The organism is Desulfosporosinus burensis (assembly GCF_054657535.1).
The window spans coordinates 20,634-43,691 of record NZ_BAAHYN010000008.1 but is presented as its reverse complement, the minus strand read 5'-3'; the positions used below and the strand labels follow the sequence as shown (position 1 = coordinate 43,691).

19 protein-coding genes and 1 riboswitch are annotated in these 23,058 nt (G+C 44.0%); of the genes, 2 read left to right on the top strand and 17 right to left on the bottom strand.

Annotated elements, in window-relative coordinates:
- Nucleotides 1–101 precede the first annotated feature (101 nt).
- The 5 genes from thiE to ACYQ3Q_RS15025 form a co-directional block, all read right to left on the bottom strand.
- Nucleotides 102–728, bottom strand: a complete 627-nt coding sequence (gene thiE / locus ACYQ3Q_RS15045) for a thiamine phosphate synthase (protein ID WP_459929357.1) — start codon at nucleotides 726–728, stop codon at nucleotides 102–104.
- Nucleotides 721–1,533, bottom strand: a complete 813-nt coding sequence (gene thiM / locus ACYQ3Q_RS15040; RefSeq protein WP_459929356.1) for a hydroxyethylthiazole kinase — start codon at nucleotides 1,531–1,533, stop codon at nucleotides 721–723. Before thiM ends, thiE begins: the two co-directional genes overlap by 8 nt.
- Entirely contained in the window at nucleotides 1,515–2,729 is a 1,215-nt protein-coding gene (cytX, locus tag ACYQ3Q_RS15035) for a putative hydroxymethylpyrimidine transporter CytX (protein ID WP_459929355.1), read from the bottom strand. Before cytX ends, thiM begins: the two co-directional genes overlap by 19 nt.
- Nucleotides 2,726–3,529, bottom strand: coding sequence for a bifunctional hydroxymethylpyrimidine kinase/phosphomethylpyrimidine kinase (thiD, locus tag ACYQ3Q_RS15030; RefSeq protein ID WP_459929354.1), 804 nt, complete (start codon nucleotides 3,527–3,529; stop codon nucleotides 2,726–2,728). Before thiD ends, cytX begins: the two co-directional genes overlap by 4 nt.
- Nucleotides 3,530–3,624: 95 nt before the next feature.
- A riboswitch (TPP riboswitch) is annotated at nucleotides 3,625–3,737 on the bottom strand.
- A gap of 155 nt (nucleotides 3,738–3,892) precedes the next feature.
- Nucleotides 3,893–6,532 (bottom strand): HD domain-containing phosphohydrolase, encoded by a 2,640-nt coding sequence (locus ACYQ3Q_RS15025; RefSeq protein ID WP_459929353.1) that lies wholly within the window; start codon nucleotides 6,530–6,532, stop codon nucleotides 3,893–3,895.
- Between the two features lie 220 nt (nucleotides 6,533–6,752).
- On the opposite strand from ACYQ3Q_RS15025, the gene ACYQ3Q_RS15020 reads away from it, so the two are divergent.
- The gene (locus ACYQ3Q_RS15020; RefSeq protein WP_459929352.1) at nucleotides 6,753–8,081 is read left to right on the top strand and encodes a DNA recombination protein RmuC; all 1,329 of its coding nucleotides are present in this window, start codon (nucleotides 6,753–6,755) and stop codon (nucleotides 8,079–8,081) included.
- Between the two features lie 102 nt (nucleotides 8,082–8,183).
- On the opposite strand, the gene cydC is transcribed toward ACYQ3Q_RS15020, so the two are convergent.
- The 4 genes from cydC to ACYQ3Q_RS15000 all read right to left on the bottom strand — a co-directional run bounded on the left by cydC (nucleotide 8,184) and on the right by ACYQ3Q_RS15000 (nucleotide 14,156).
- A complete protein-coding gene (cydC, locus tag ACYQ3Q_RS15015) occupies nucleotides 8,184–9,911 on the bottom strand; it encodes a thiol reductant ABC exporter subunit CydC (RefSeq protein ID WP_459929351.1) in 1,728 nt (575 codons plus the stop codon).
- The gene (cydD, locus tag ACYQ3Q_RS15010; protein WP_459929350.1) at nucleotides 9,908–11,635 is read right to left on the bottom strand and encodes a thiol reductant ABC exporter subunit CydD; all 1,728 of its coding nucleotides are present in this window, start codon (nucleotides 11,633–11,635) and stop codon (nucleotides 9,908–9,910) included. Before cydD ends, cydC begins: the two co-directional genes overlap by 4 nt.
- 137 nt (nucleotides 11,636–11,772) lie before the next feature.
- Entirely contained in the window at nucleotides 11,773–12,777 is a 1,005-nt protein-coding gene (cydB, locus tag ACYQ3Q_RS15005) for a cytochrome d ubiquinol oxidase subunit II (protein ID WP_459929349.1), read from the bottom strand.
- Nucleotides 12,768–14,156 (bottom strand): cytochrome ubiquinol oxidase subunit I, encoded by a 1,389-nt coding sequence (locus ACYQ3Q_RS15000; RefSeq protein WP_459929348.1) that lies wholly within the window; start codon nucleotides 14,154–14,156, stop codon nucleotides 12,768–12,770. The genes cydB and ACYQ3Q_RS15000 overlap by 10 nt, the downstream gene beginning before the upstream one ends.
- A gap of 653 nt (nucleotides 14,157–14,809) precedes the next feature.
- Here ACYQ3Q_RS15000 and ACYQ3Q_RS14995 point away from each other — a divergent pair.
- Nucleotides 14,810–15,964 carry a polysaccharide deacetylase family protein gene (locus ACYQ3Q_RS14995; RefSeq protein ID WP_459929347.1) on the top strand — a complete coding sequence of 385 codons (1,155 nt, stop codon included), beginning with the start codon at nucleotides 14,810–14,812 and terminating at the stop codon, nucleotides 15,962–15,964.
- Between the two features lie 526 nt (nucleotides 15,965–16,490).
- Here the strand turns inward: ACYQ3Q_RS14995 and tnpA are convergent.
- The 8 genes from tnpA to ACYQ3Q_RS14955 form a co-directional block, all read right to left on the bottom strand.
- On the bottom strand, nucleotides 16,491–16,967 hold the full coding sequence (gene tnpA, locus ACYQ3Q_RS14990; protein ID WP_459927517.1) for an IS200/IS605 family transposase: 477 nt from the start codon (nucleotides 16,965–16,967) through the stop codon (nucleotides 16,491–16,493).
- Between the two features lie 186 nt (nucleotides 16,968–17,153).
- Nucleotides 17,154–17,828 (bottom strand): cupin domain-containing protein, encoded by a 675-nt coding sequence (locus ACYQ3Q_RS14985; protein WP_459929346.1) that lies wholly within the window; start codon nucleotides 17,826–17,828, stop codon nucleotides 17,154–17,156.
- A 262-nt stretch (nucleotides 17,829–18,090) separates the two neighbouring features.
- Nucleotides 18,091–18,639, bottom strand: coding sequence for a BMC domain-containing protein (locus ACYQ3Q_RS14980; RefSeq protein WP_459929345.1), 549 nt, complete (start codon nucleotides 18,637–18,639; stop codon nucleotides 18,091–18,093).
- The gene (locus ACYQ3Q_RS14975; RefSeq protein WP_459929344.1) at nucleotides 18,636–20,039 is read right to left on the bottom strand and encodes a 4Fe-4S dicluster domain-containing protein; all 1,404 of its coding nucleotides are present in this window, start codon (nucleotides 20,037–20,039) and stop codon (nucleotides 18,636–18,638) included. The genes ACYQ3Q_RS14980 and ACYQ3Q_RS14975 overlap by 4 nt, the downstream gene beginning before the upstream one ends.
- 21 nt (nucleotides 20,040–20,060) lie before the next feature.
- Nucleotides 20,061–20,354 carry a EutN/CcmL family microcompartment protein gene (locus ACYQ3Q_RS14970; RefSeq protein ID WP_459929343.1) on the bottom strand — a complete coding sequence of 98 codons (294 nt, stop codon included), beginning with the start codon at nucleotides 20,352–20,354 and terminating at the stop codon, nucleotides 20,061–20,063.
- On the bottom strand, nucleotides 20,351–21,172 hold the full coding sequence (locus ACYQ3Q_RS14965) for a flavoprotein (protein WP_459929342.1): 822 nt from the start codon (nucleotides 21,170–21,172) through the stop codon (nucleotides 20,351–20,353). Before ACYQ3Q_RS14965 ends, ACYQ3Q_RS14970 begins: the two co-directional genes overlap by 4 nt.
- Nucleotides 21,173–21,179: 7 nt before the next feature.
- Entirely contained in the window at nucleotides 21,180–22,595 is a 1,416-nt protein-coding gene (gene pduL / locus ACYQ3Q_RS14960) for a phosphate propanoyltransferase (RefSeq protein WP_459929341.1), read from the bottom strand.
- Nucleotides 22,596–22,687: 92 nt separating this feature from the next.
- Nucleotides 22,688–22,999, bottom strand: a complete 312-nt coding sequence (locus ACYQ3Q_RS14955) for a BMC domain-containing protein (RefSeq protein WP_459929340.1) — start codon at nucleotides 22,997–22,999, stop codon at nucleotides 22,688–22,690.
- Nucleotides 23,000–23,058: the final 59 nt, after the last annotated feature.

Genomic DNA, 23,058 nt, shown 5'->3' with positions numbered 1-23,058 from the left:
CCTTCGTTTTTCTAGTATAACCCACAGGTTTATCCTAAACAAGGAATAATCGGACCAGAATGAGCATCGTCTCGATGTTCGACTTTAGCTAATGGAGTTGACTATCTAATAAGTTCCTTTAACTGCTTGGACGCCATTCGAATGTCTTCTTCTGCCAAAATGGCAGATACGACTGAAACCCCCTCAATCCCGGTAGCCATAACTCGCTTTAGGTTCGTCAGATTAATTCCACCGATCGCCACGACAGGGATTGAGACTGTTTTCCGAATAAGTTCTAACTGCCCGAGACTGACTTCTGGGGCGTCAGTCTTAGTCGATGTGCTAAATACAGCTCCGACTCCTAAATAGTCAGCACCCTGTCGTTGGGCAAGAATGGCTTCTTCTAGAGTACTGGCAGAGACCCCAATGATTCTATTGGGGCCAAACAACTCTCTTGCTTTTAGCATAGGCAGATCTTCTTGACCGACATGTAATCCCTCGGCATCGACCGCGAGGGCAATGTCTAGACGGTCATTTATAATCAGGGGAATTTGGTAGCGAGAGGTTATCTCTTTTACTTTAATGGCTAGTTGTAAGAAATCCTTGGTAGAAAGGGATTTTTCCCTAAGCTGCACCAAGGTTACCCCACCTTGTATGGCTAGCTCAATACTCTGAGCCAAATCCCGCTCTCCGAGAAGTTTTCGATCTGTGACCAAATACAAAGTGTAGTCGACCTTAACTTTACTCATAACTAATTTTACCTTCTTTAGCTAGGGTTTCGGGAGTCAAATTATAGATGCTATCCAACAATCTGGTTCTAAACGTTCCGATACCTTCCCCATGGCGCAATGAAGCCTGGGCGATTTCTCCTGCCAAGCCCATACTAATAATTCCAGCCACGGCCGCCGTATAGTAATCTTTAGTGACGCCGCAAAAGGTTCCCACGAGGGAGGTTGTCATACACCCTGTTCCCGTAACATCTGCCAAAATTCGGTGGCCATTATCCAGCAAGCACACTTGACGTCCATCAGAAACAACATCCGTTTTACCGGTTATGGCAATCACGCAGCCTAATTCAGAGGCTAGTTTTTTGGCAATCACCGAACTATCTTGTTCGTCCGCTAGCGAATCGACTCCCTTTATAGCTACATTTTGGCCAGCTAATACTTTGATCTCTGACATATTCCCCCGGATAACCTCAGGTTTTAACTCCTTAATCAACGTTTCTGCAGTGTTTGTTCTCAACTTCGTGGCCCCTACTCCTACCGGATCTAGGATCACCGGGACACCTAACTCTTTCGCCCGTAAACCGGAGACTCGCATGCTTTCAATCGTTCTGGAATTAAGAGTGCCAATGTTAAGAACTAGGGCAGAAGCAAAGCCAACCATTTCTGCCACTTCCTCCAGATCATCCGCCATCACAGGGGAACCTCCGATGGCTAGGACAATATTAGCACAATCATTCACGGTAACATAGTTCGTGATATGGTGGATTAAGGGACTTTTTTCTTTAACGAGCCTTAAGTTTTCAAAGATTATTTCACGTATTTCCATTTAGCAGTCAACCTCCATGTTATAGAATGTAAGATGCTGATAGTCAGCATAACAGGTATAGTAGCGCCCAGAACAAAGTCTAACTTGATAAACCAATAGTATAAAGCTGTACCCACTCCACATAGGAGTACGGTACCCCAGTTTACCAAAAGCTCAGGTTGGATTTTCTTGTTATTTAAAAGGAAATAATCCGTCAAGAGAATCGCAAATAAGGGCGCAAACACCGATCCAATGGCATAAAGGAAATGCTCATATTGCTCAATATTGACGATGATCGCTAGTCCGGTTCCAATCCCAGTCATGACCAAGGCCACCGTTTTCTCATTCAATTTAGGGAAAATGTTTAGAAATGTAACCCCAGCCGAATAAGCATCCAGGAAGGTTGTCGTTACCGTAGCCAAGACAATAATTCCTAAGGCTACTATACCGAGATTAGCAGCTAATAACATTGCGGCAGGGTCAGCGTCCGAGGCAATGATCGCTGCACCCAAGCCGATAATGTACATCCAACTGCTGCCAAAAAAGTATCCAAGCCAGCTGCCCCAGGCACCGTCTCGCCTTGACTTAGCAAATCGTGTGTAGTCGGAGATCAATGGTAACCAGGATAAGGGCATGATTACAGCTAATTCTATACCAAAGCCAAAAGACATATCTCCGACAACCTGTTTGGTAAACAGTTCATGGTTGCTGAAAATGATAGTACTCAAGATTATCGTTAACAAGAACAATAACACCACAGCTATGTGGTTCGCCTTTTTCCAGCCGCTATCTTTTCCAAGCCATACCCAAACCATGATAAAGACTCCAATAATCAGACTCCAAACCGTCAGATGATCAAAAGCCCATAACGTTTTGCTTATCTGGTTAACCGACCTGGCCCCAACGATAATCATCACAGCCGTCCAACCCAGTAATTGTAAAACATTCAAGACGGAAAATAGATAGGAACCGTATTTTCCAAAGGAAATTCGAGTTGATACCAGAGCAGGAATGCGCTCATCGGTTCCGATGATTCCTGCTAACACCAAAAGTGATGTTCCAACCAAGTGTCCAATCAGGATAGCCAAAACCCCCATTTTAAATCCTAGGGGAGCCAACAGTCCACCGGTTAAAATTTCAGCGACTGAAATAGCTGCGCCAAACCAAAGAGTTGAAAAATTAAACATACTTAAATTATTTTTTGAAGCTATACTCACTCTATTAATCCCGCCTTTTTGTATAGTGTGTAAAAGTGATGAGTCGGTCCTATACCTTTTCCGATCGATAAAGACTGTTGAATGGCAATTGTGATATATTCCTTGGCTAAGGGGACTGCTTGATTAAGGCTGTACCCCAACGCCAGATTTGCAGTGATGGCCGATGAAAGAGTACATCCTGTCCCATGAGTATTCTTAGTAGCAATCCTAACCGAGCTAAAATAACTAAATTCCTGACCGTCAAAGAGGATATCTACAGAGTCATCCTCTAAGTGCCCTCCCTTTAACAGTACATTCTTAGCCCCCATCTGATAAATCACCTTTGCAGCCTCTTCCATTTGCTTTAGCGTGCCAATGGACCTTTTGGTCATGACCTCAGCCTCTGGAATATTTGGGGTGACGATCATTGCCATGGGCAATAATTCCCTAATCAAAGTTACTTCCGCCTCCGGGTTTAACAAGTGGTAGCCGCTCTTAGACACCATGACTGGGTCTAAGACAATCGTTTGAGGCGCATAGTGTTTCAACTTTTCTGCAATCACCTCGATAGTTTGAACTTGGGAAACCATACCGATTTTCACTCCGTCGACCTCAATATCGTCGAAAATTGCTTCGATTTGTTGACCAATAACCTCTCTAGAGATATCCTGAACAGCAAAAACTCCTTGGGTATTTTGGGCAGTGACTGCGGTTATTACGCTCATTCCATAGACACCATGAGCACAGAACGTTTTTAGGTCAGCTTGAATCCCTGCTCCTCCACTAGAATCTGAACCAGCTATGGTAAGTACTTTTTTCATAGGTTACTACCTCCTCCATTATTCAATATTCTCTCTTAAAAAACTAAAAAGAGCACAGATCCCCAGAATAGGGTTTGTGCTCTTTCATCTTCATAAAAGAGTAAAAACTGCTTACCTACGCTGGCATTATCCAGATCAGGTTAAAAGGGTCTTAGACCTTATCGGGTCTAAATCTCAGCCAGCCTTTCTAGCTCCCCTGCCCACATCATATATATTTTGTTAAAAATAACATGGAAAATGGGATTAGTCAATCCTATTGAACACGATTCCTACACCTTTCTCTAAATGCTTTTTACTAATTATTTTGTTCTCTCCACTTTCCATGCTACTCATTGAGTAGATCTTCCTCCAGTCTAGGCAAGATTAGCCTATCGGACGGATCGACGATTGATCAATCCTAAATACTTTAATAAATATAGGTACTAATTTAGGGTCAAATTGAAGCCCGCTGTTTTCCATCAATTCATTAAAAGCTTGCTCTTGGCTCATGGCTTTTCGATACGGGCGATTACTTGTCATGGCATCGTAGGCATCCGCAATTGCCAAAATACGGCACTCTAAGGGAATGTCGTTTTCCTTAAGTCCTAAGGGGTAACCCTGACCGTTCCACCATTCATGATGTCTCAAAATGTGATCGGCAATGGGCAGTAGATCCGGGGCAGATTGTGCAATCCGATGTCCAATTTCACTATGTCGCTGCATTTCCTTGAATTCTTCAAAGGTTAAACGCCCAGGCTTGAAAAGTATACGATCAGGAATACCCACTTTACCGATATCATGAAATTGTGCCAACAATCGTAAATCTGCGAGAGTTCGCTCCGATAATCCCATTGCTTCTCCAAGGGTAAGGACTATGTCTTGCAGACGATCGGCATGCCCTTCCGTGATAAAATCTCTAGCCTCCATTGCTTTCATAAGTGCCTGAACTATGGCACTGCGAGTGCTTTTACTTCGATGTAGTTTTTCACGATACATGCCATCATCAGCTTCTTTGAAGACCACGTCAACGTTCACATTTGTTTCCTCACTCACAGCAAATCCTATTGATAAGCTGAGTGGAAACTCCACATTCTCGATATTGTACTCTTCAACAGCCTTACGAATTCTATAACAAGCTTGTTCAACAATTTTCATGTCGCTTTTTGGCAAAAGGATGGCAAACTCATCTCCGCCAATCCTAAATAATAAATCATCCTCGCGGAAACACTTCTTAATAATACCAGCAGTGAGCCAAAGTAACTTATCACCAGTGCTATGTCCTAACGTATCGTTGACAAGTTTCAAGCCATCAACATCGCAAACAATCAAGCCTATCGGCGCATAATCATCTCCCCTAAGGAGACGCATTTTTTCTTCAAAGAACGTGCGGTTGTAGAGATCGGTTAGGGCATCATGAAAGCTCATATGCTCGAGTTTTTCCTGAAATTGTTTTCGTTCGGTAATATCTTCGCCAATACTGGCAACCCCAGAGACATTCCCGTCTGCATCAAATAAGAGAGTATGATTCCAATTGACATATCGTTTTTGGCCATTTTTAGTTTGAACAGGATAGACATTATGAACTATTATCTCCTTACTGTTCAATACCTCTTTAAACCAAGCATATGTACTCTCACGTAATTCATTCGGGACAAAAATATCAAAAAAGCTTTTTCCAATCACTTCTTCCCTTTTAAAACCAGCTAACTCTAGTATAAAGTCATTACAAAAGAGTATTCTACCGTCCTTATCCATAATTCCTGTAATTAGTTTAACATTTTCGAGGATCGAGCGTAAGCGGCGTTCTGATTCCCGCAATAATTTTTCCTTTGATTGGAGTTTTTCGTAATTGAATCTCAGTTCTTCCTCTGCAGCTCCAAGTTCTTCGTAACTTTTCTCCAAATTTGCTTGAACCTTTGTTTTTTCAATAATTTCTCCCTTCAAGTGTAGTTTTGAGTTTTCTAGTTCACGAAAACTTTCCTGAAGTGCTTCGACCATCCTCTGGAAATTAGTTGCCAGGGATTGAACTTCTAAAACTGGGCTATTCAGCTGATAAGTATCCACACGTTCATGAATTTTATGATTGAGCTCCGTCGTAAACTTTGTCAACGTTGTAAGGGGGACGACTAGCCAACGACTTAATAAAAAAACTAAAAAAACGCCGAAAATAACTGTTAACCCGATAAAGTAGATAGGCAAGTAACTCAACTGATTCGTAATATAGGTTAATGGAACCGTGACCCCTAAAGACCATTTGACCCCTGGAACTGGAGTAAAGGCAAGGTATTTGTCCTCGTTTTCATACGTGTACCTAGTAACCCCTGTTCCCCCCCTAACCATTTTATGGATGGCACCTTGATAACTTTGAGAGACATTGTTTTCTTTGAGCACATTATATTTCATAATGAATTCTTGGTTCGGGTGAACGATCATCAGTCCATCTTGCTGAACCATAAAAGCATCCCCAATCTCTCCGACTTTTTTTGATGTAACAAGTTGGCTAAGTTCAGCTAAGTTAACACTCCCCCCTAAAAGGCCAACCACTTTGCTTTCTATAATAACTGGAGCCGCTACAACAATGGTGTGATTGCTACTCCCCTTGGAAATTACAGGATCTGATATCACACTATTGCCCGTAGCTATAACCTTTTGAAAATATTCACGATCAACAATACTGCCAGTAAGACCCGAACTCAGAGAGTAATTTCCCAAACTATCGGCAAAGAAAATATCCTCAAAGTCTTTGTTACGCAGGACTTCTTTGCTTAAATAAGAAACAATTGCCTCCTTGTCTCCACTTTTGACAAGTGGAGTATTTGCCATAATCTCGATTTCTGTTTTATGAGCGTCTAACCATAAGCCGACTTCAGAACCCGAAGATAACGTCAGCGAGGAGATATGCATTTCTAAATTAGCAATTAAAAGATCTTTCGTCTGTAAATAGGCCAATAAGGATAAACCACCTAGGCCAAATATTAAAGCAATAGTAATAAGAGAAGTTACATTTATCTTGAATTTTTTCATTGATACCTCCAGAATAGTTATGATAAAGAAACGTCAATTCACTTTTTAAAATTTTACTCAATTAACATTACCTTCTCTTTAATAACCCAAAAATCCTCTACAAAAAATGGATTAGCTACAAATATAATAATAAACTCCTATATTTTATTAACTTCCAAAGTTTTGTCTCACCAATATGATAAAGTGTTTATAGGAGCAAATACATTTTAGGAGGAACCATATGACAGACCCTTTACTCATCGGTTTAATCATTATCTTTTTTGTTATTATCCTGATTTTACTTGTTATTTTATTGACCCGCTCGTCGCGTAATCCCTTTATCTTATTTGAAAGTAAACTTGTAGCTTTAGAGAAAAATCTGGAGCGCAACGAGCGACTTGTAAATGGAGAGATCGCCAAGAACCGAGAGGAGTCCAATACGAACGCCAGACAAATCCGCGAGGAGCTAAACCAATCCGTCCGCTTGTTTAACGATTCTGTACTGGCTCGTATGGCAGAAATCGCCAATCTCCAACGCAACCAATTAGATATTTTCGCAACTCAGTTAGGCTCTTTAACCAAAACGAATGAACAGAAATTAGAGCACCTGCGCAAAACGGTTGAAGAACGCCTGCTACTCCTTCAACAGGATAACAGTCAGAAATTAGACCAAATGCGCTCCACTGTGGACGAAAAGCTCAGTGCTACACTAGAACAACGCCTCGGAGAATCGTTCAAACTGGTCAGTGATCGCTTAGAGGCTGTGCACCAAGGGCTTGGAGAAATGCAAACCCTAGCATCTGGAGTCGGGGACTTAAAAAAAGTACTGACCAATGTAAAAACGCGGGGCATGTGGGGCGAAATCCAACTAGGCAACTTATTGGACCAAATTCTCACGCCCGAACAGTACTCCTCGAATGTCATAACTAAAACTGGCAGCAACGATCGTGTCGAGTTTGCTATCAAGCTTCCCGCCAGGGACGGACAAGACAATGTTATTTGGCTTCCCATCGATGCCAAATTTCCTATGGAAGATTACGAGCGCTTAGTCGAAGCACAAGATCAAGCTAATCTGGCACGGATTGAGGAACTGGGTAAATCTTTAGAGCAACGTATTAAACTAGAGGGGAAAACCATCCGAGATAAGTATCTTGATCCCCCTAACACGACAGATTTTGGCATCTTATTCTTACCAGTCGAAGGATTATACGCCGAAGTGTTGCGCCGTCCCGGTCTTTGTGAAATTCTCCAACGAGAGTATAAAATCGTGATTACCGGGCCAACCACCTTGGCGGCACTTTTAAATAGTCTCCAGATGGGCTTTAGAACTTTGGCAATAGAAAAGCGCTCCAGTGAAGTTTGGAACTTACTGAGCGCCGTTAAAACAGAATTCGGCAAGTTTGTAGAAGTGCTAGAGAAAACACAGAAAAAACTCCAGGAAGCAAGTAATACCATAGATACTGCAACTAGAAAATCACGAACGATTGTACGAAAGCTAAAAAATGTCCAAACACTTCCAGGTAATGAAGCGGACTTAATCTTGGAACAAGGGTTGGAGAGCGAAAACTAACACACGATCAAAAATCTATTGAAGAATTGCTTGATCATGATCTATACACTCTCTATATACAATCTATACAGTATCTTTAGCGTTGCTAGGACGAACATAGCCCTAATTAAAAACCGTTGCTGTCTCCCACATCTTATGATAGAGCCCTTTTAGTCGTAGTAGCTCTTCATGCTTTCCCCGTTCAACGATCTGCCCCTTGTCGAGTACGAGAATCTCATCCATTTTCTCTAATCCAGGAAGGTGATGCGTTATCACTAATGTGGTGCCCCCCTCCATGAGTTGATAGATTTCATCCATAACCTCTCGTTCGGTTAAAGGATCAAGTCCAGCCATGGCTTCATCAAGTATTAATATCGGGGCGTTTTTTAACAGCACTCGAGCAATTGCCAAACGCTGTCTCTGTCCCCCTGATAATTTGAATCCCCCTTCCCCGACGAGACTGTTATACCCTTGGGGCATTGACAGAATAAAATCGTGAAGTTTAGCCTGCTGAGTTGCTCCAATTAGTTCTGCATCCGTTGCCTCGGGTTTCGCCAAAAGGAGATTTTCTCGAATCGTCGCGTTAAAAAGATGGGTTCGCTGAGTCACGACTCCAAAGAAGCCCCGAGCACCCTCCTGAGTGTACTCTCGTATAGAATGCCCACCCAAGTCAATCCTCCCCTCGTCGTATTCCCAAAAACGAAGGAGAAGGTTCACGATACTTGTTTTGCCAGCTCCACTCTGTCCAACTATCGCCACCTTGCCTTGTTGGGGAATCCGAAACGTCAGACTATTTAAAGCCCATGATTCGTCTTGGTCATACCTAAAGCACACGTCTTGGAAGGAAAAATCCACTCCCTTCGGTCTGGGAGAATCTGCGCCATCATCTTGTACAACAGGTTCAGTCTCGATCAACTCCAGCAAGCGATCCGCAGCGGTACGGTTTTGCTCAAGATGATGAGGGACAAGGGCCAAAGGATATAGCGCTTCAAAACTGCTGAAGGTCCCCAGAGCCAACATCCCTAAGTTCAATCCACTCAATTTACCTTTTTCCACGAGTAGTATCCCGAGAACGAGCACGAGCCACAGACCTAGATTGGCGATCATCCCCATCAGGGCAGAGGAAAGTGCCGCTAACCATGCGATTCGACGCTGCTGATTGATCAATTTTTTGTCTGTTCGTTGAATTTTGGCCAAATGCGCTGGGGCTTGACCATAGGCCACTAATTCCGTAATTCCCAAGAGGCTATCAGCAACTTGTGTATTCAGCTCTGCTTTTAAAGCGACCAACTGACGCCCAATCCCTTGACTCAGACCTTTTATTCCCCACGGTATCCCAAGCCCCGCTAGCAGAAAACAGGCGGCAAGAATGAAGGAAAACCGTACATCATAACGGGCTAAGAAAAGTCCATACCCCAAGAGAACCAATAATGCGACAAATGGCGGCGCAAAAACTCGCAAAAAAAGATTTTGCTGGATTTCCACATCCGCTACAATCCGACTAAGCAGATCCCCACTCCGAAAGTTTAACAACCGTGCCGGGGCGAGAGGTTCTAACCCTCGATAAAACTTGACGCGTATTTGGCTCAAGACCCGAAACGTTACGTCATGGGAGACATAGCGTTCTAAGTAACGAAAGACAGCGCGGGAGATTCCAAAAAAGCGAACTCCAACGATGGTAACCATTAAATCAAGTATTGGTGGATGAAGGGCAGCGCGGGCGAGAAGATAGGCAGACGTCGCCATCAAGCCTATATGACTCGTGATCGTAAGCGTACTTAAAAGTAGAGCTAACAGGATTCTCCGCCAGTAAGGTACCATCAAATGAATTAACCACGTCATACTCTTCATAGGGAGTTCCCTCGATATTCTGAGACCAGTCGGCAATAGAGCCCTTGCTCTCTCATTAATTCTTCGTGATTACCCTGTTCTACAATCTGCCCTTGATCTAAAACTAGAATTCGATCCGCTTGACGAACAGTACTTAGCCTATGGGCGATGATTAAAGCGGTCTTTCCCTGCAACAGTCTCATCAAGGCTTGCTGAACTGCGTATTCACTGTCTGGGTCCAAAGAAGAGGTTGCTTCATCTAAAATGAGTAAAGGAGCATCTTTCAGTATAGCTCGAGAGATTGCAATTCTTTGGGCCTGTCCACCACTTAAGCGAGTACCTCCTTCTCCAAGTAGCGTATCATAACCGTTAGGAAGACCTAAAATAAACTCATGGGCTAACCCCTCTTGAGCAGCACTCCTAACCTCTTCGAGGGTTGCAGAAGGCCTGCCGAAGAGAATATTCTCCACGATGCTCCCTGCAAAAAGATAGGGGGTTTGGGGAACGTAGGCAATTTGTTCACGCCAATTTTTTAGCGAAATGGTCTTGAGTGACTGTCCGTTGACGAAAACATCCCCTGTGGAAGGCTCTATAAAGCGAAGCAAAATCTGAGCAATCGACGTTTTACCTGCACCACTCGGGCCGACGAGAGCAACTCTCTCACCAGAAGATAGAGATAGGTTGATACCATTCAAGGCTGGCACCTCTCCCGCCTGGTACGTTAAGCTAACGTTTTGAAGGGAGATGTGAAAATCAGAGGATAACGTTTGATCACGGTGCTCCTCTCCACCCATCAATGGGAGATCCAGAATCTCAAAGATCCGCCCCGCCGCATTCAGCCCAGACAACCCAGCGTGAAAATTTAAGCCGAGTGTTCTTAATGGGGTGTAAAATTCGGGTGCCAAAAGCAAGAGAAATAGCCCCGTAGAAAATGAGAGAGTTCCATAGATTAGCCTTAACCCAATAGTTACGGCAACGATGGCTGTGCTGATCGTTGCTAAGAACTCCAACATTAGTGCTGATAAAAAAGCAATCCGCAGCACACTTAGTGTGGTTTTACGAAACGAATCACTGACTCTCTCAATCACCCGTGTTTGGTCTTTAGCCCGTCCAAAGACTTTGAGAGTCGCCATCCCCTGTAAAACATCTAAAAAATGTGCGCTCATCCAACTTAGACTTTGCCACTGTTGAAGGGATTTTTTCTCAGCCAGCTTTCCAATCAGAATCATAAAAACAGGAATGAGCGGTCCTGTTATGAGAAGTATTAAGCCAGATTTCCAATCTAAGGGATACACAAATCCTAAAATAAGCAGGGGTATTCCTGCAGCCAAAAGTAACTGAGGAAGGTACTTGGAAAAGTATTCCTCGAGAGATTCGATCCCATCCACCACCGTTGTGATTAACTCTCCTGTCCTTTCCCCCCGAGCATACGCAGGTCCTAAAGAGACAATATGGCTCATTAACCGTTTACGCAGACTTGTCTTGATGAGCAAAGCCGCTTCATGAGCGCTTATTTCACTGACCCATTGAAAGACCGCTCGCAGCACGATGATTCCGAGTATGATCAATAGAAAAGTCCAGACTGAGCTAAGGGTAGCCCCTTCTAAGAATACCCCAGCAACAATCCTAGAGAAAAACCAAGCTTGGGCCACGGCCAGCAAAGCAATTCCAATGCCCAGTCCAACCGTGAGCATCAGATACCCCCAAACGGGTCTCCCCTCTCGAACTAATCTCTTATCAAACATTGATTCATCTCCTAATTTCGTCACATGCAAGTCGGGGACGTTCTTAACTTGTATCTACTTCTACGTAAAACGCTACGAAATATAAGCAAAATTAGGGGCAAGATATATCTTGCCCCTTCATTCTAAAGGATACTAACTTAATAGTGAAGGTCTTTTTCTGTCACGCGTTTGCGGAAGACCCAATAAGTCCAGCCCTGGTACAGAAGAACGATCGGAACCATAGTCAGAGCGATTATTGTCATAAGCTTCAGTGTGTACGGACTAGACGAGGCATTATAGATGTTAAGACTCCACTCTGGATTGAGACTGGAAACCATCACTCTTGGGAAAAGTCCCCAAAACAAGCCTACGGTAAACAAGAGAATAGTCAAACCATTCACAATAAAAGCCCAGCCAGGCTTATGGAAACGTATCAACACATAGGCGATGATAAGGGTTACTCCGGACCCTATCAAAGTGATGCCTGCCCCCAGACTTGCAAAGAGATCAGTCTGGAAATAGGTTAAACTTGCCAACAGTAGAACTACCGGAATGGCTACTAATCCGATGCTTCGGGCGGCATTCGAAGCACGCTCAGCCAGTACACCCGTGGTTTTGAGGCTGAGGAACAAAGCACCGTGAAACATGAAAACGAACAGAGTGGTTAACCCGCCAATAATTGCATACGGATTGAGTAAGGTAAAGAAGGTTCCTGCGTATTGCATATTGGCATCAATAGGTACTCCCCTTATCAGATTCGTCATGGCGACTCCCCAAAGAAATGCGGACAGGAAGCTACCAGTGAAAATCATCCAATCCCATGTACCGCGCCATAGAGGACTGCTGTCACTACTGCGAAATTCAAAGGCAACGCCACGAATAATTAAACTAACTAACACCAGAAACAAAGCGAGAAAGAAACCACTAAACAAGGTCGCGTACCAATTTGGAAAAGCTGCAAAAATAGCTCCGCCAGCCGTAATCAACCAGACCTCGTTGCCATCCCAGTGTGGTCCAATCGTATTGATGATGACGCGACGTTCTGTATCGTTTTTACCTAGGAACGGAAGCCAAATCCCTACTCCGAAATCAAATCCTTCCAGAAAAAAGAATCCAACAAATAGGACAGTAATGAGTATGAACCAAAGGATGTTTAAGTCCACAAAGACGCCCCCTTTATTTCACGATGCAACGTTTCGTCCGTGCTAGCCCCTTCCGGTCCTTTCTTTATAACCTTGGTCATAAGGTAGATGTCCGCTACCGCTAAGATTGTATAAATCAGAATGAAGCCTACAAAGGCAATCAGCATACTAAGGGCAGAAACAGAGGTTGATACACCAGCTTCAACTCTTTGCAATCCATAGACTATCCAAGGTTGACGTCCGGTTTCAGCCAGGAACCAACCCGCAGTATTCGCAATATAGGGTACAGGAATCGTCCATAGCGCAAATTTCAGAAACCAAGCCTTATCCTCTAAACGATTGGTTTTATAGAAATAGAGACCTAGCAATGCGATCAAGATTAACCACATACCGGCTGTTAGCATTATCCGGAAACTCCAGAATAACGAAGAAACCGGTGGGACATAGTTTCCTTCCCCATATTTCTGGACTGCAGCAGCCTGAAGCTCATGAATTCCCTTGACTTCCCCCGTAAAACTATTGAAGGAAAGGAAGCTCAACATTCCAGGAATCTTAATTTCAAAATTGTTTTTCTGACCCTTCTCATCAATAGCGGCAAATAACGATAAACCAGCCGGATTTTCAGTCTCCCAATGTGCTTCAGCAGCAGCCATCTTCATGGGTTGGGATCCAACAAGATGCATTCCTTGTAAATGACCTACTCCAGAGACTCCCAAGGAACTGATTAAGCCAAAAACCACTGCTATATAGAATGAACGTCGAAAAACTTCCAGATGATTCTTTTTCAATAAATGATAAGCACTAACTCCCATGACGAAAAACGCCCCAGTCACAAATCCACTCAGTACGGTATGAGGAAACTGATATAGTACATGAGGATTTGTAATTAAGGCCACAAAATCGACCATCTCCGCTCGGCCATTACGTATTATAAATCCGACCGGTTCTTGCATAAACGAGTTAGCGACCAAAATCCAAAACGCAGACAAATTCGAAGCGATCGCCACCACCCAAATAGTCATTAAATGAACTTTCTTAGACAGTTTATCCCACCCAAAAACCCATAAGCCTAAAAAGGTAGACTCTAGAAAAAAGGCTACTAACGCCTCAATGGCTAATGGCGCACCAAAGATATCCCCGACAAATCGAGAATACTCAGACCAGTTCATTCCGAACTGAAACTCTTGGACTAAACCTGTCACGACACCCATTGCAAAGTTTATAAGGAATAATTTCCCCCAAAACTTTGTCATTTTCTTGTACGTTTCATCTCCCGTTCGCACATACCAAGTCTCCATCATCGCTACGAGAACACCTAACCCCAAGGTCAGTGGCACGAATAGAAAATGATATGACGTGGTTACTGCAAATTGTAATCTGGACAAGATGAGTTCGGTCATCGTTGCACCTCCAATTATTTAGTATAAGGCCCTAATATGCTTTCAATGTTTAAAGTATAACGAGTTATGATATTGCACATTTTCCTTTCTTTTCTAAGTTGCTTGTACCTTTCTTGGTAAATTAAGATAGGTATTTTTTTATGTAATAAATTCCCTTTGGTCTATTTATTATTATACTAATTATTATTTAAGGCGTCAATTAAAATATTGTTGCATAGTTTGAAAAAATCAACAGGATATTCTATTAATCCGAATTCTACCATACACAATATCTTTGTTCCCCTTAGATCTTATGCGTTTAAACATTTTGGAATCCTTAAAAATCCGTGCGGAGAAATCCTGGACAAAAGTTTCTCAACCAATTCTTAGTAATTCATCAACTGCCATCAAGATCTTTTCAAATTCCCTCAGATCGCCACTAAACAACTGGCTGGGTTTATTCGTCAGGATCCTTTCCGTTTGAGCTGCAAAATCGGTTTAAGGATTTCGTTCCTGTCTTTATAAACATCAAGTACTTGCCTAACGGAGTTATTGATATCTTTGAAAATGATCTTATTTCTATTTTAAGCACAGTGGAGGAAATTCCTCATATATTGTCGAATGGAACAAGAAAGAATGGGCCTTTAAATAACTAAATGGAGGAGGAAATCGCATTGAAAAATCTTCGTAATCTAGCTCTGATGATCTCCATTGTTACCTTACTTTTCTCAGTGATTATCTTTACTCCCTATCCAATTATACTAAGTGCTGCGCACCCGCCCATTTACGTTAAATCTGATCTTACCCATTCTACTTCAATTGGTTATTCTCCTGCCCAGATCAAAGCTGCTTATGGAAGTCCTTTTATCATAAATACCTTTTTTTCTAAGCACTTTGGTCTTCCTCCAACGAACCTAATCATTGCTTATCTTAAGGTCAAAACTGCCTTTAACGCCGATCCTAATTCTAAAATTCCAGTTAATCAATCGGAATGGTTTGAAGTTGGAGGTACTAGTTTTTCAGTTCCAGTATGGGCTGCGCTGATCGCTCTTGCAGACCATCAAGAAGTGAAACCAAAAGAAGCTGAGACTTCAACTCTTACTCAAACCTTAAAGAATCAAGATATGCCCAAAACGATCAAGTTTCCTGAAGAAGGCATTCCTGTCCTTATGTATCATTCTATCAGTACGATTCCTGGCAATTCTCTTGGCGTTCCGGTAAAACAATTTACTGAAGAGATTGAATGGCTTCACCGCCAAAATTATCATTCTTTATCCCTTGATGAGTTTTATCAGGCTTTAGCTAATAAGACTCCTGTCCCTGACAAGCCCATCTTACTCACGTTCGATGACGGATATTCAGACAATTATACTGAGGCCTGGCCAATATTACGCCAAAATGGCTTCAAGGCTACGTTTTTTATTGTTACAAATTCTGTAGGTCCTGGAATGATGAACTGGGATCAACTTAATGAACTTACCCGTGAAGGAAACTCGATAGGCAGTCATACTTTACATCATTTGGACTTAGCCACCCTTTCTAATAAACAACAAGAAAGTGAACTTGCCATTTCAAAGCAGGAAGTAGAGAACCATCTAGGTATCATTGAACAGGCCCTTTGCTTTCCTTCCGGTCGCTATAATAAAACTACGGTTAACTGCGGTCGAATTTTATTAAATAGGAGAATTGAGTACTTATGGAAACAGTCAAGCCAGTACGCCCTTCCCCAATCTTGGAATGATCCGGGCGAGTGGATTCGTAATATGGTACTTTGGGTCTCTATCATTCTATATTACAAGACTAAGTTCTTTCGACCAGCCTTTTGCTGATTCTAACAGGACTCCTGTAATTATTACCTATAACTGTTTATTTATATATTAACATAATGATAACTATATCGTATATAAGAATATATTGTAACATGGTTATATTTTATGCTGATTTTTGAGTTGGGCTTATGCCTTTTGCAAGAAAATCACCTACACTCTTCTCATATAAAACTAACTATTGTATTGACCATAAAGGGTTCCCGCTTTAAGCATTGCAAAAACATTGACCGGCAGAGTCCATAAATACTCCCCTTATATCTATAACTAACTAAATTTAGCTACTGCATGGCATTCAGCAATAATACTCTGATTCACCTTCTACATACTCATAAAGGCCTAGCCCATGTTTATTCCCTTTCTATACAAGAGCATCCCTTAATAAATTTTGCAGAATAATCACAACCACCCGCTCAGCGGGTGGTTTGCTCTAGCCCTATAAGGGCTGGGTACAGGCTGAGCCTAAAGGCTCGCTGAAAGTTTCGCCAACCGCACCCTGTCCCGAACTACCCCTAAAGGGGTTGCGGGGCTATTTTTTCTTGTTCTTTTCTACTGGCTCACCCGTAAACGGGTCAACAAACTCTTTGATAGTTAGCTGATCTGCCGCGATATCCTCTTGTAATTGTTTACGGATATATTGTTCTATTGCCTTTTTGTTCCTCCCTACTGTATCTACATAATAGCCTCTGCACCAGAAATGCCTATTCCCATACTTGTACTTTAAGTTCGCATGCCTATCGAAGATCATCAACGAACTTTTTCCTTTGAGGTATCCCATAAAACTTGATACACTTAGTTTCGGAGGAATAGACACTAACATATGAATGTGGTCTGGACATGCGTTTGCTTCTATGATTTCTACTTTCTTGTAATCACACAATGTCCTTATTATCTTTCCTATATCCCCTTTGATTTTTCCATAGATTATTTGCCTACGATATTTTGGGGCAAACACTATGTGATATTTACAGTTCCACTGCGTATGTGCTAAACTTTCTGTATCCATTGGGATCTACCTCCTTTGTCTTAGTGCGGCTGACGAAACCGGCACTATTTTAACAAAGGTAGGTAGTTTTTTCTACTCATAGCTAAAGCTTTTTGGAACCACCTGCATAGCAGGTGGTTTTCGTTTAGACAAAAAAAACTCTTCCTTTTCAGGAAGAGTCAGATAGCCCTAACTAAATAAATGTCTTTAATCGCAAAAATCTGCCCAGTTAGCAGGGTAGGTAGCATAGAAGACTTTACAAAACGTCGGAGAGGAAAAGACCACTTGGCTTCCCTTAGGAATATAAACTACATCTCCAGGTTGAGCACGGAAGACTTGCCCCTCAACTTCCAGGACAAACTCTCCCTCTATGACATAATCGACTTCATCATAATTTAAAAACCAAGGCAATCTGGAATGATCAAACGTCATAAAACCCGAGGCGAGGTTACCCACCCGTGAGTCAATCACATCAACGAGTCCCACCTTTTGCCCAGGAGGAGCTTCTAGAAAAGGCTGGATCACCACGGTTTCCCCTTTGACATGAGTCGCTTTGGGGTTCTCACAGGCTGGCTTGAGCACCTCACCTAGAATCTTTTGCACCGCTTTTTTCAGGTCATCACTCTGGTTTCCTAAATCTGTAACGGTTCCAGAGGAAACACTGACTTCTCTGACACTAGGCTTTTGATTCACCAGGGGTTCGGTCGATTGACCGACAACACTGTGACTGACAATTTCTTGTCTCCCTTTGCTAATCGTGATCCCTAATTCTTTAGCGAGATCTTTGGCAGAGGGTGTTAGAACACTATCTTCTTCTATGACAATATTTTTATCTAACTTGGCCAAATCTCGTAATACGGCCGCCGAAATAAATCGTCCCATAGTACACCTCCTTATCGAGGCTCGAGGTTCGATGCTCGAGGCTCGATTTTTTATTCGATGACCGATGCTCGATGTTCGATGCTCAATTTTTAAGTTTTAGTGGTTCGGTATTCTTATTCTTCCGTTGGTATTCACTACATTAGACATTAGACATTAGACTTCATACTTCGTATCTCGTGTTCTTCGTCTCGCGCTTTGCGCCTCGTATCCACTAGTTCATTGCCCTAGTTTCTAACTTCGTGCTTCGCGCCTCGCGTTTCGCCTACACTAGGCTTTCGATGAGTTGCTTCGCGGGTCTTGGGATGACAACTTGACGAATGAGGAGGCCCTTTTCACTAGCTATGGCGCTTCCCTCTTCGACCGCTGCTTTCACGGAGGCGACTTCTCCTGTGAGTACGGTATAGCTTTTGCCCCCGATTCCAAAGGCCAGATGGATCAGCATAGGCTCGACATCTCCTGCTTTTACGGCTGCATCGGCTGCTTCGATTAAGGATGCCACGCTGTACGTCTCGATAATCCCTAGGGCTTTAATATCATATAGCCTGTTGGCGTTGCCGATGGCTGGTAAGATGGACGGATGAACATTGGGGATCACGAAAGAATCCACCACGGTCTCCGCACCTAAGTCGATGCCAGCGTTCACTGATTGCTGGACTCCCGAGACATCTCCACTCACCATGACGATATACTTTCCAGGGCAGATGGTTTTCGCTACCAAAATGGTCACATCGGCTGTTTTGACCATAATATCGGCACATTCGATACCTTGTGCTATGCTTGTTAATTCGACTAGCCCTATGGCATGGATCATTTGGCTGCACCACCTTTCCGTATCGTTATGGTTTGAGGGGTCATCTCTATTACGGTTCCCCCGATGCTAGCGTGGACTTTTGCTCCTAGTGCTCCTGCTGGAATTTCTCCGATGAGTTGTCCAACCTGAACGATGTCTCCAACTTTAACGATGGGGGCTGCAGGTGCTCCAATATGCTGTTGGAGCTTGAGCGTGACTTCCTCTGGTTGATACACGTCTAAGGATAAGGGGGCTTCTTTATACCAGGGCCTTAGTCTCAAGCGATCCATTAAACGTGACGATGGAACTAAGCGATGCTTGGCCATCGGGTCAACCTTCCCGAGTTCCCCTTGATATTTGATGCCTTTGGCTCGAAGCTCTGCTTTCAGGGCCATATTCACTCTCAGCGGTGAGATTCCCACTGGACAAGCATAGGCTTCACATACGCCACACTCTGAGCAGGTTAGGGCGCTGGTGACTAGTAACGGGTCTGCCATGGTTTTATAATTGACCGCTCGAATCAGGCGATGGGGAGAGAGTTCGTGACCGATGATATGCCTTGGGCAGAGCTCAGTACAGAAACTGCACTGTTCGCAGACGGTTTTAGCGATTCTTAAGATCGTTTCAACGGTCATGCTTTTTCGTTTAATGAGTGGATGGTCCTTAGGAAGGCCGATCAATCCGCCAGTGGTTTTGGTCACGGGGCTCGAGAGGTCGGTGATCAACGTCCCCATCATGGGTCCTCCGCTAAGATACGCGAGGTCCTGGTCGATGCCACCGGCTAGTTCGAGTACGTCGCGCAGGGAGGTTCCGATCGGGACGGTGACGGTCTTCGGTACTTTGACGGCCCCTGTGACGGTGAGTGTCCTTGTGGTCACGGGGATTCCAACAACGGCTCTTGCTACATTGATCAGGGTTTGGACGTTATTAACGACAACTCCGATGTTTAAGGGTATCCCACCTGGTGGGACTCGCCTTCCCGTCGTTAGCCAGATGGTGATGACTTCGTCTCCGGCAGGATAGATATCCGGCATAATGGCGATCTCTAGGTTATCCGTGTTCATAATATAGGGCCCTAAGGCTGCTATCGCGTCCTTATATTTAGCTTTTAAAGCGATGATTCCTTTTGGGGCACCGGTCGCCTTCATGGCTAGAGTTAAGCCTTTAACAAGAAGCTCTGGATAGCGTGCTGCCAATTGTTGGTCGGTTTTTAGTAAGGGCTCACATTCTGCTGCGTTGACGATGACGATCTCGGCCTTTGCTGAAAGCTTGACATGGGTCGGAAAACCGGCTCCGCCTGCGCCGACTACACCTGCATTCCGTACGTAGGTGCTAATTTGGTCTGCGTTTATCTCGCTGATATTTACGTCATCCTTATTCACGTTGTTTTTACCTACATCGTTCACTTTTACGTCGTTCATTTATCTTTCACCTACTTAAGCCTACACTTCAAAAGTATCTTTATCGATAATGCCTACGATGGTGGCATCGACAGGGGTGTTATGATTGGTCAGTCCTTGCCGAGCTGAGGAGCCGCTGGCGACCATCACGATCTCGTCTTCTCCCGCTCCGATTTGATCTGCGGCAATCAGGGAATTTCCGAATTCTCTGAGCTGGGGTAATCCGTTTTCGTCGTAGGTGAGGGTAACGGGTTGGACGACGAGAAACTTCAGGCCACGTAGGGATTCTTCTTTACGAGTTGACCATACATTTCCTATGACACGGGCTAGAATCATCCCTGTGCTACCTCCTTCTCAACACACAACTCAATTCGGCGCAGTTTTAGGGTATCCCGAGCTAGCGGTGAAATGACGGTCCCTGGTTTGACGAGGATCTTGGTGTCTTCTGGAAATTCGTAGGCTTGTTTATCGCCTAAAAAGTTCTTCGTGAAGCGAATTTCTCCTCGTATAGAGTCACTGGGTTCATAGGAGGCCGTTTTCAAGGAAGCTGCGGTCACTGCTCTCTGCTCATAATGGTTAATGTTTAGGGTCTGACTGAGATTTGAGGAGCATTCATCGTCAAGAGTGGCTCTCACAACGACGCCGTAGGTCTGTACTTTTTGGAGATAACCTTCATAGAGTTCTCGGTAGGCTTGAGGGGTTTGCGCGGTAAAACCAAGGTGCTCTGTGACTAACTCTAGGGCTTTTCCCTCGGTAATCCCTCTTCCGATGACTTCACTCATGGGGTTATCTCGGATTCCTAAGGCGGCTTTGGCGAGGATATTGGGTGAACAAGTAGGGAGGATTAGTTTATGCCAGTCTCTCTTGGTTAAGGCTTCTTTAGCGGTAATCCAAGTCATTCCTTCGGGTAGTTCTGGTTTGGCTAGAGAGACTTGGTCACTGGGTAAGACGTATAATGTGTAGTCGGCTTGATAGCGATTTTTGACGGCGCTCAAGACTCGTCCGAAGTCTGGAACATAGTTTAAGAGGATGAGTCCGTCCCGTTTAATCGACCTAGCATCTCCGTTTCCGGTCAGACTTTCCTGTAAGAGGGCTTGCAGGGCTGGGTCGGAGAGGATTCGACGCACGATTTGGTTGATGAGGTCTTCGTTCATGGTCTGTCTATACCTCCATGAGCACTCCATGGCTCTGTGGATCGATGAGCGCCGCATTAGCTTCATCTAAATCCAAGTGCATTTCTTTTTGGTATTGGTCACTGACTCGGATTAACACGTCTTCTAAGACCATGGGGCGCTGGCTTTGTAGTTTTACGCGCACTCGGTCTCCATCCTTAAGGGACCACTCTTGGGCATCGTTAGTATGCAGGTGGATGTGTCGACTGGCGACCATCACTCCGGTTTCTAAGGCAACACTTCCTTGCGGCCCGACGATTTGTAGACCGGGGGTTCCTTCATGCTGGCCAGAGTCTCTTATGACAGGTTTGATCCCGAGTTTAAAACAATCCGTCACGCTGAGTTCGGCTTGGGTGCTTTTTCTCACGGGTCCTAGTACGCGTACATTCTCGACTTGTCCTTTGGGGCCCACGAGTGTAACTGTTTCTTTCGCGGCGAACTGCCCGGGTTGGGAGAGGGCTTTTTGGGGAGTTAATGTATAGGTTTCCCCGAACAGGGTGCTTAAATCGTCCTGAGAGAGATGAATGTGTCGATTCGAGGTTCCAATAGGGACTTGCTTCTCTGCTTGGACTTGGTTTATTCGTCCCCGCACTTCACAGGCCAGAATATAAAAGGCACTGGATAGCCGGTTTAAGGCCTGGATCAGATCTGTTCGGCTACAGGCCCCAGTTTCATCGGTGAAGGCTCGATTGGCGTAAAGTTCAACTTCTCGTGACTTGGCTCTTAAATGGTGAAGTTTTGACACTATAGCTCCATGAGTATAGCTCAGCGGGGTATGATCGATCCCAAAATATTTTTTGGGATGATGGGATCGGTCCCGCAGTTCTTCTGGCGTCAGCCCGATTAACGTGGTCCATTGAAAGGGCTCTTGCTTTACTTCACTGACCATGAGTTGTCGGCAAAAGACGGAGATTTCTTCTAGTTTTAGAATAAGTCCGTCTTCTCCTTCGCGTTGAAAGTAGCTTTGGGCTTCAACGAGTTCACATTGAAAGAGGTCCAGTTGTCCTCGATAGGCAATCACCGGATGTGTCTTGGTGACTAAGGCTCCTGTGCGCAAATGGGTCATGTGTTCGGGTTTAACTCCTGAAGGAATATTGGTATTGGTATTAGTATTAGTATTAGTATTAGTATTAGTATGGGTATGGGTATTAGTCTTAGCTTGTGTTTCCAAAAGGGTATTCGATTCGAAGGATTTGGGGTTATATCTTCCCATGCTTTGAGTTGCAGTGGAAAAGATACTCCTGTTGAGGTCCTGAAGCCCATTTCCTTCGATTTGGACCTCGATTCCCTTCGAGCGAATAAAATCCCTTGCCGATGGGGTTATCACACTTCCGGGCGGTAATATAATTAGTTTATCCTTGGTTTTGTGCCAATTGGCTCTTAGTTCATACTCTGTGACGATCAAGTCCTCACCTACAATCTAGAGAAGTCGGAGATCAGATGCCAGAGAGCAGAGGATGCTCTTTAGACTTCTGACCTCGAACATTTGAAGTTTGATTATTTTTCTCCATAACTTTTGTTATCACCCACGGGTAGAATGAACTCAACATCTTGGTGGGGACGCGGGATGACGTGGACGCTGAGGAGGGCTCCCACTCGTTGGGCAGCTGAGGCTCCTGCATCGACGGCCGCTTTCACCGCTCCGACATCTCCTCGTACCATAACTGAGACCAGTCCACCGGAGACGTGTTCTTTTCCGCATAAGGTGACATTCGCTGCTTTTAACATTTGGTCGGCTGCCTCGATCGCTGGGATTAATCCTTTAGTTTCTATCATTCCGAGTGCTATTACACTTCGATCTTGTGCCATTTTGTTCCCTCCTGTATTCGAGGCTCGAGGTTCGATGCTCGAGGCTCGATATTAATTAA

Coding starts and splice junctions, on each gene's coding strand:
- thiM (WP_459929356.1), bottom strand. CDS start 1,533: ATGGAAATACGTGAAATAATCTTTGAAAACTTAAGGCTCGTTAAAGAA.
- ACYQ3Q_RS14955 (WP_459929340.1), bottom strand. CDS start 22,999: ATGGCACAAGATCGAAGTGTAATAGCACTCGGAATGATAGAAACTAAA.
- ACYQ3Q_RS14975 (WP_459929344.1), bottom strand. CDS start 20,039: ATGAACGACGTAAAAGTGAACGATGTAGGTAAAAACAACGTGAATAAG.
- thiD (WP_459929354.1), bottom strand. CDS start 3,529: ATGAAAAAAGTACTTACCATAGCTGGTTCAGATTCTAGTGGAGGAGCA.
- tnpA (WP_459927517.1), bottom strand. CDS start 16,967: ATGGATACAGAAAGTTTAGCACATACGCAGTGGAACTGTAAATATCAC.
- ACYQ3Q_RS15000 (WP_459929348.1), bottom strand. CDS start 14,156: ATGACCGAACTCATCTTGTCCAGATTACAATTTGCAGTAACCACGTCA.
- ACYQ3Q_RS15020 (WP_459929352.1), top strand. CDS start 6,753: ATGACAGACCCTTTACTCATCGGTTTAATCATTATCTTTTTTGTTATT.
- ACYQ3Q_RS14985 (WP_459929346.1), bottom strand. CDS start 17,828: ATGGGACGATTTATTTCGGCGGCCGTATTACGAGATTTGGCCAAGTTA.
- ACYQ3Q_RS14965 (WP_459929342.1), bottom strand. CDS start 21,172: ATGAACGAAGACCTCATCAACCAAATCGTGCGTCGAATCCTCTCCGAC.
- cydD (WP_459929350.1), bottom strand. CDS start 11,635: ATGTTTGATAAGAGATTAGTTCGAGAGGGGAGACCCGTTTGGGGGTAT.
- ACYQ3Q_RS14980 (WP_459929345.1), bottom strand. CDS start 18,639: ATGATCCATGCCATAGGGCTAGTCGAATTAACAAGCATAGCACAAGGT.
- cydC (WP_459929351.1), bottom strand. CDS start 9,911: ATGAAGAGTATGACGTGGTTAATTCATTTGATGGTACCTTACTGGCGG.
- ACYQ3Q_RS14970 (WP_459929343.1), bottom strand. CDS start 20,354: ATGATTCTAGCCCGTGTCATAGGAAATGTATGGTCAACTCGTAAAGAA.
- ACYQ3Q_RS15025 (WP_459929353.1), bottom strand. CDS start 6,532: ATGAAAAAATTCAAGATAAATGTAACTTCTCTTATTACTATTGCTTTA.
- thiE (WP_459929357.1), bottom strand. CDS start 728: ATGAGTAAAGTTAAGGTCGACTACACTTTGTATTTGGTCACAGATCGA.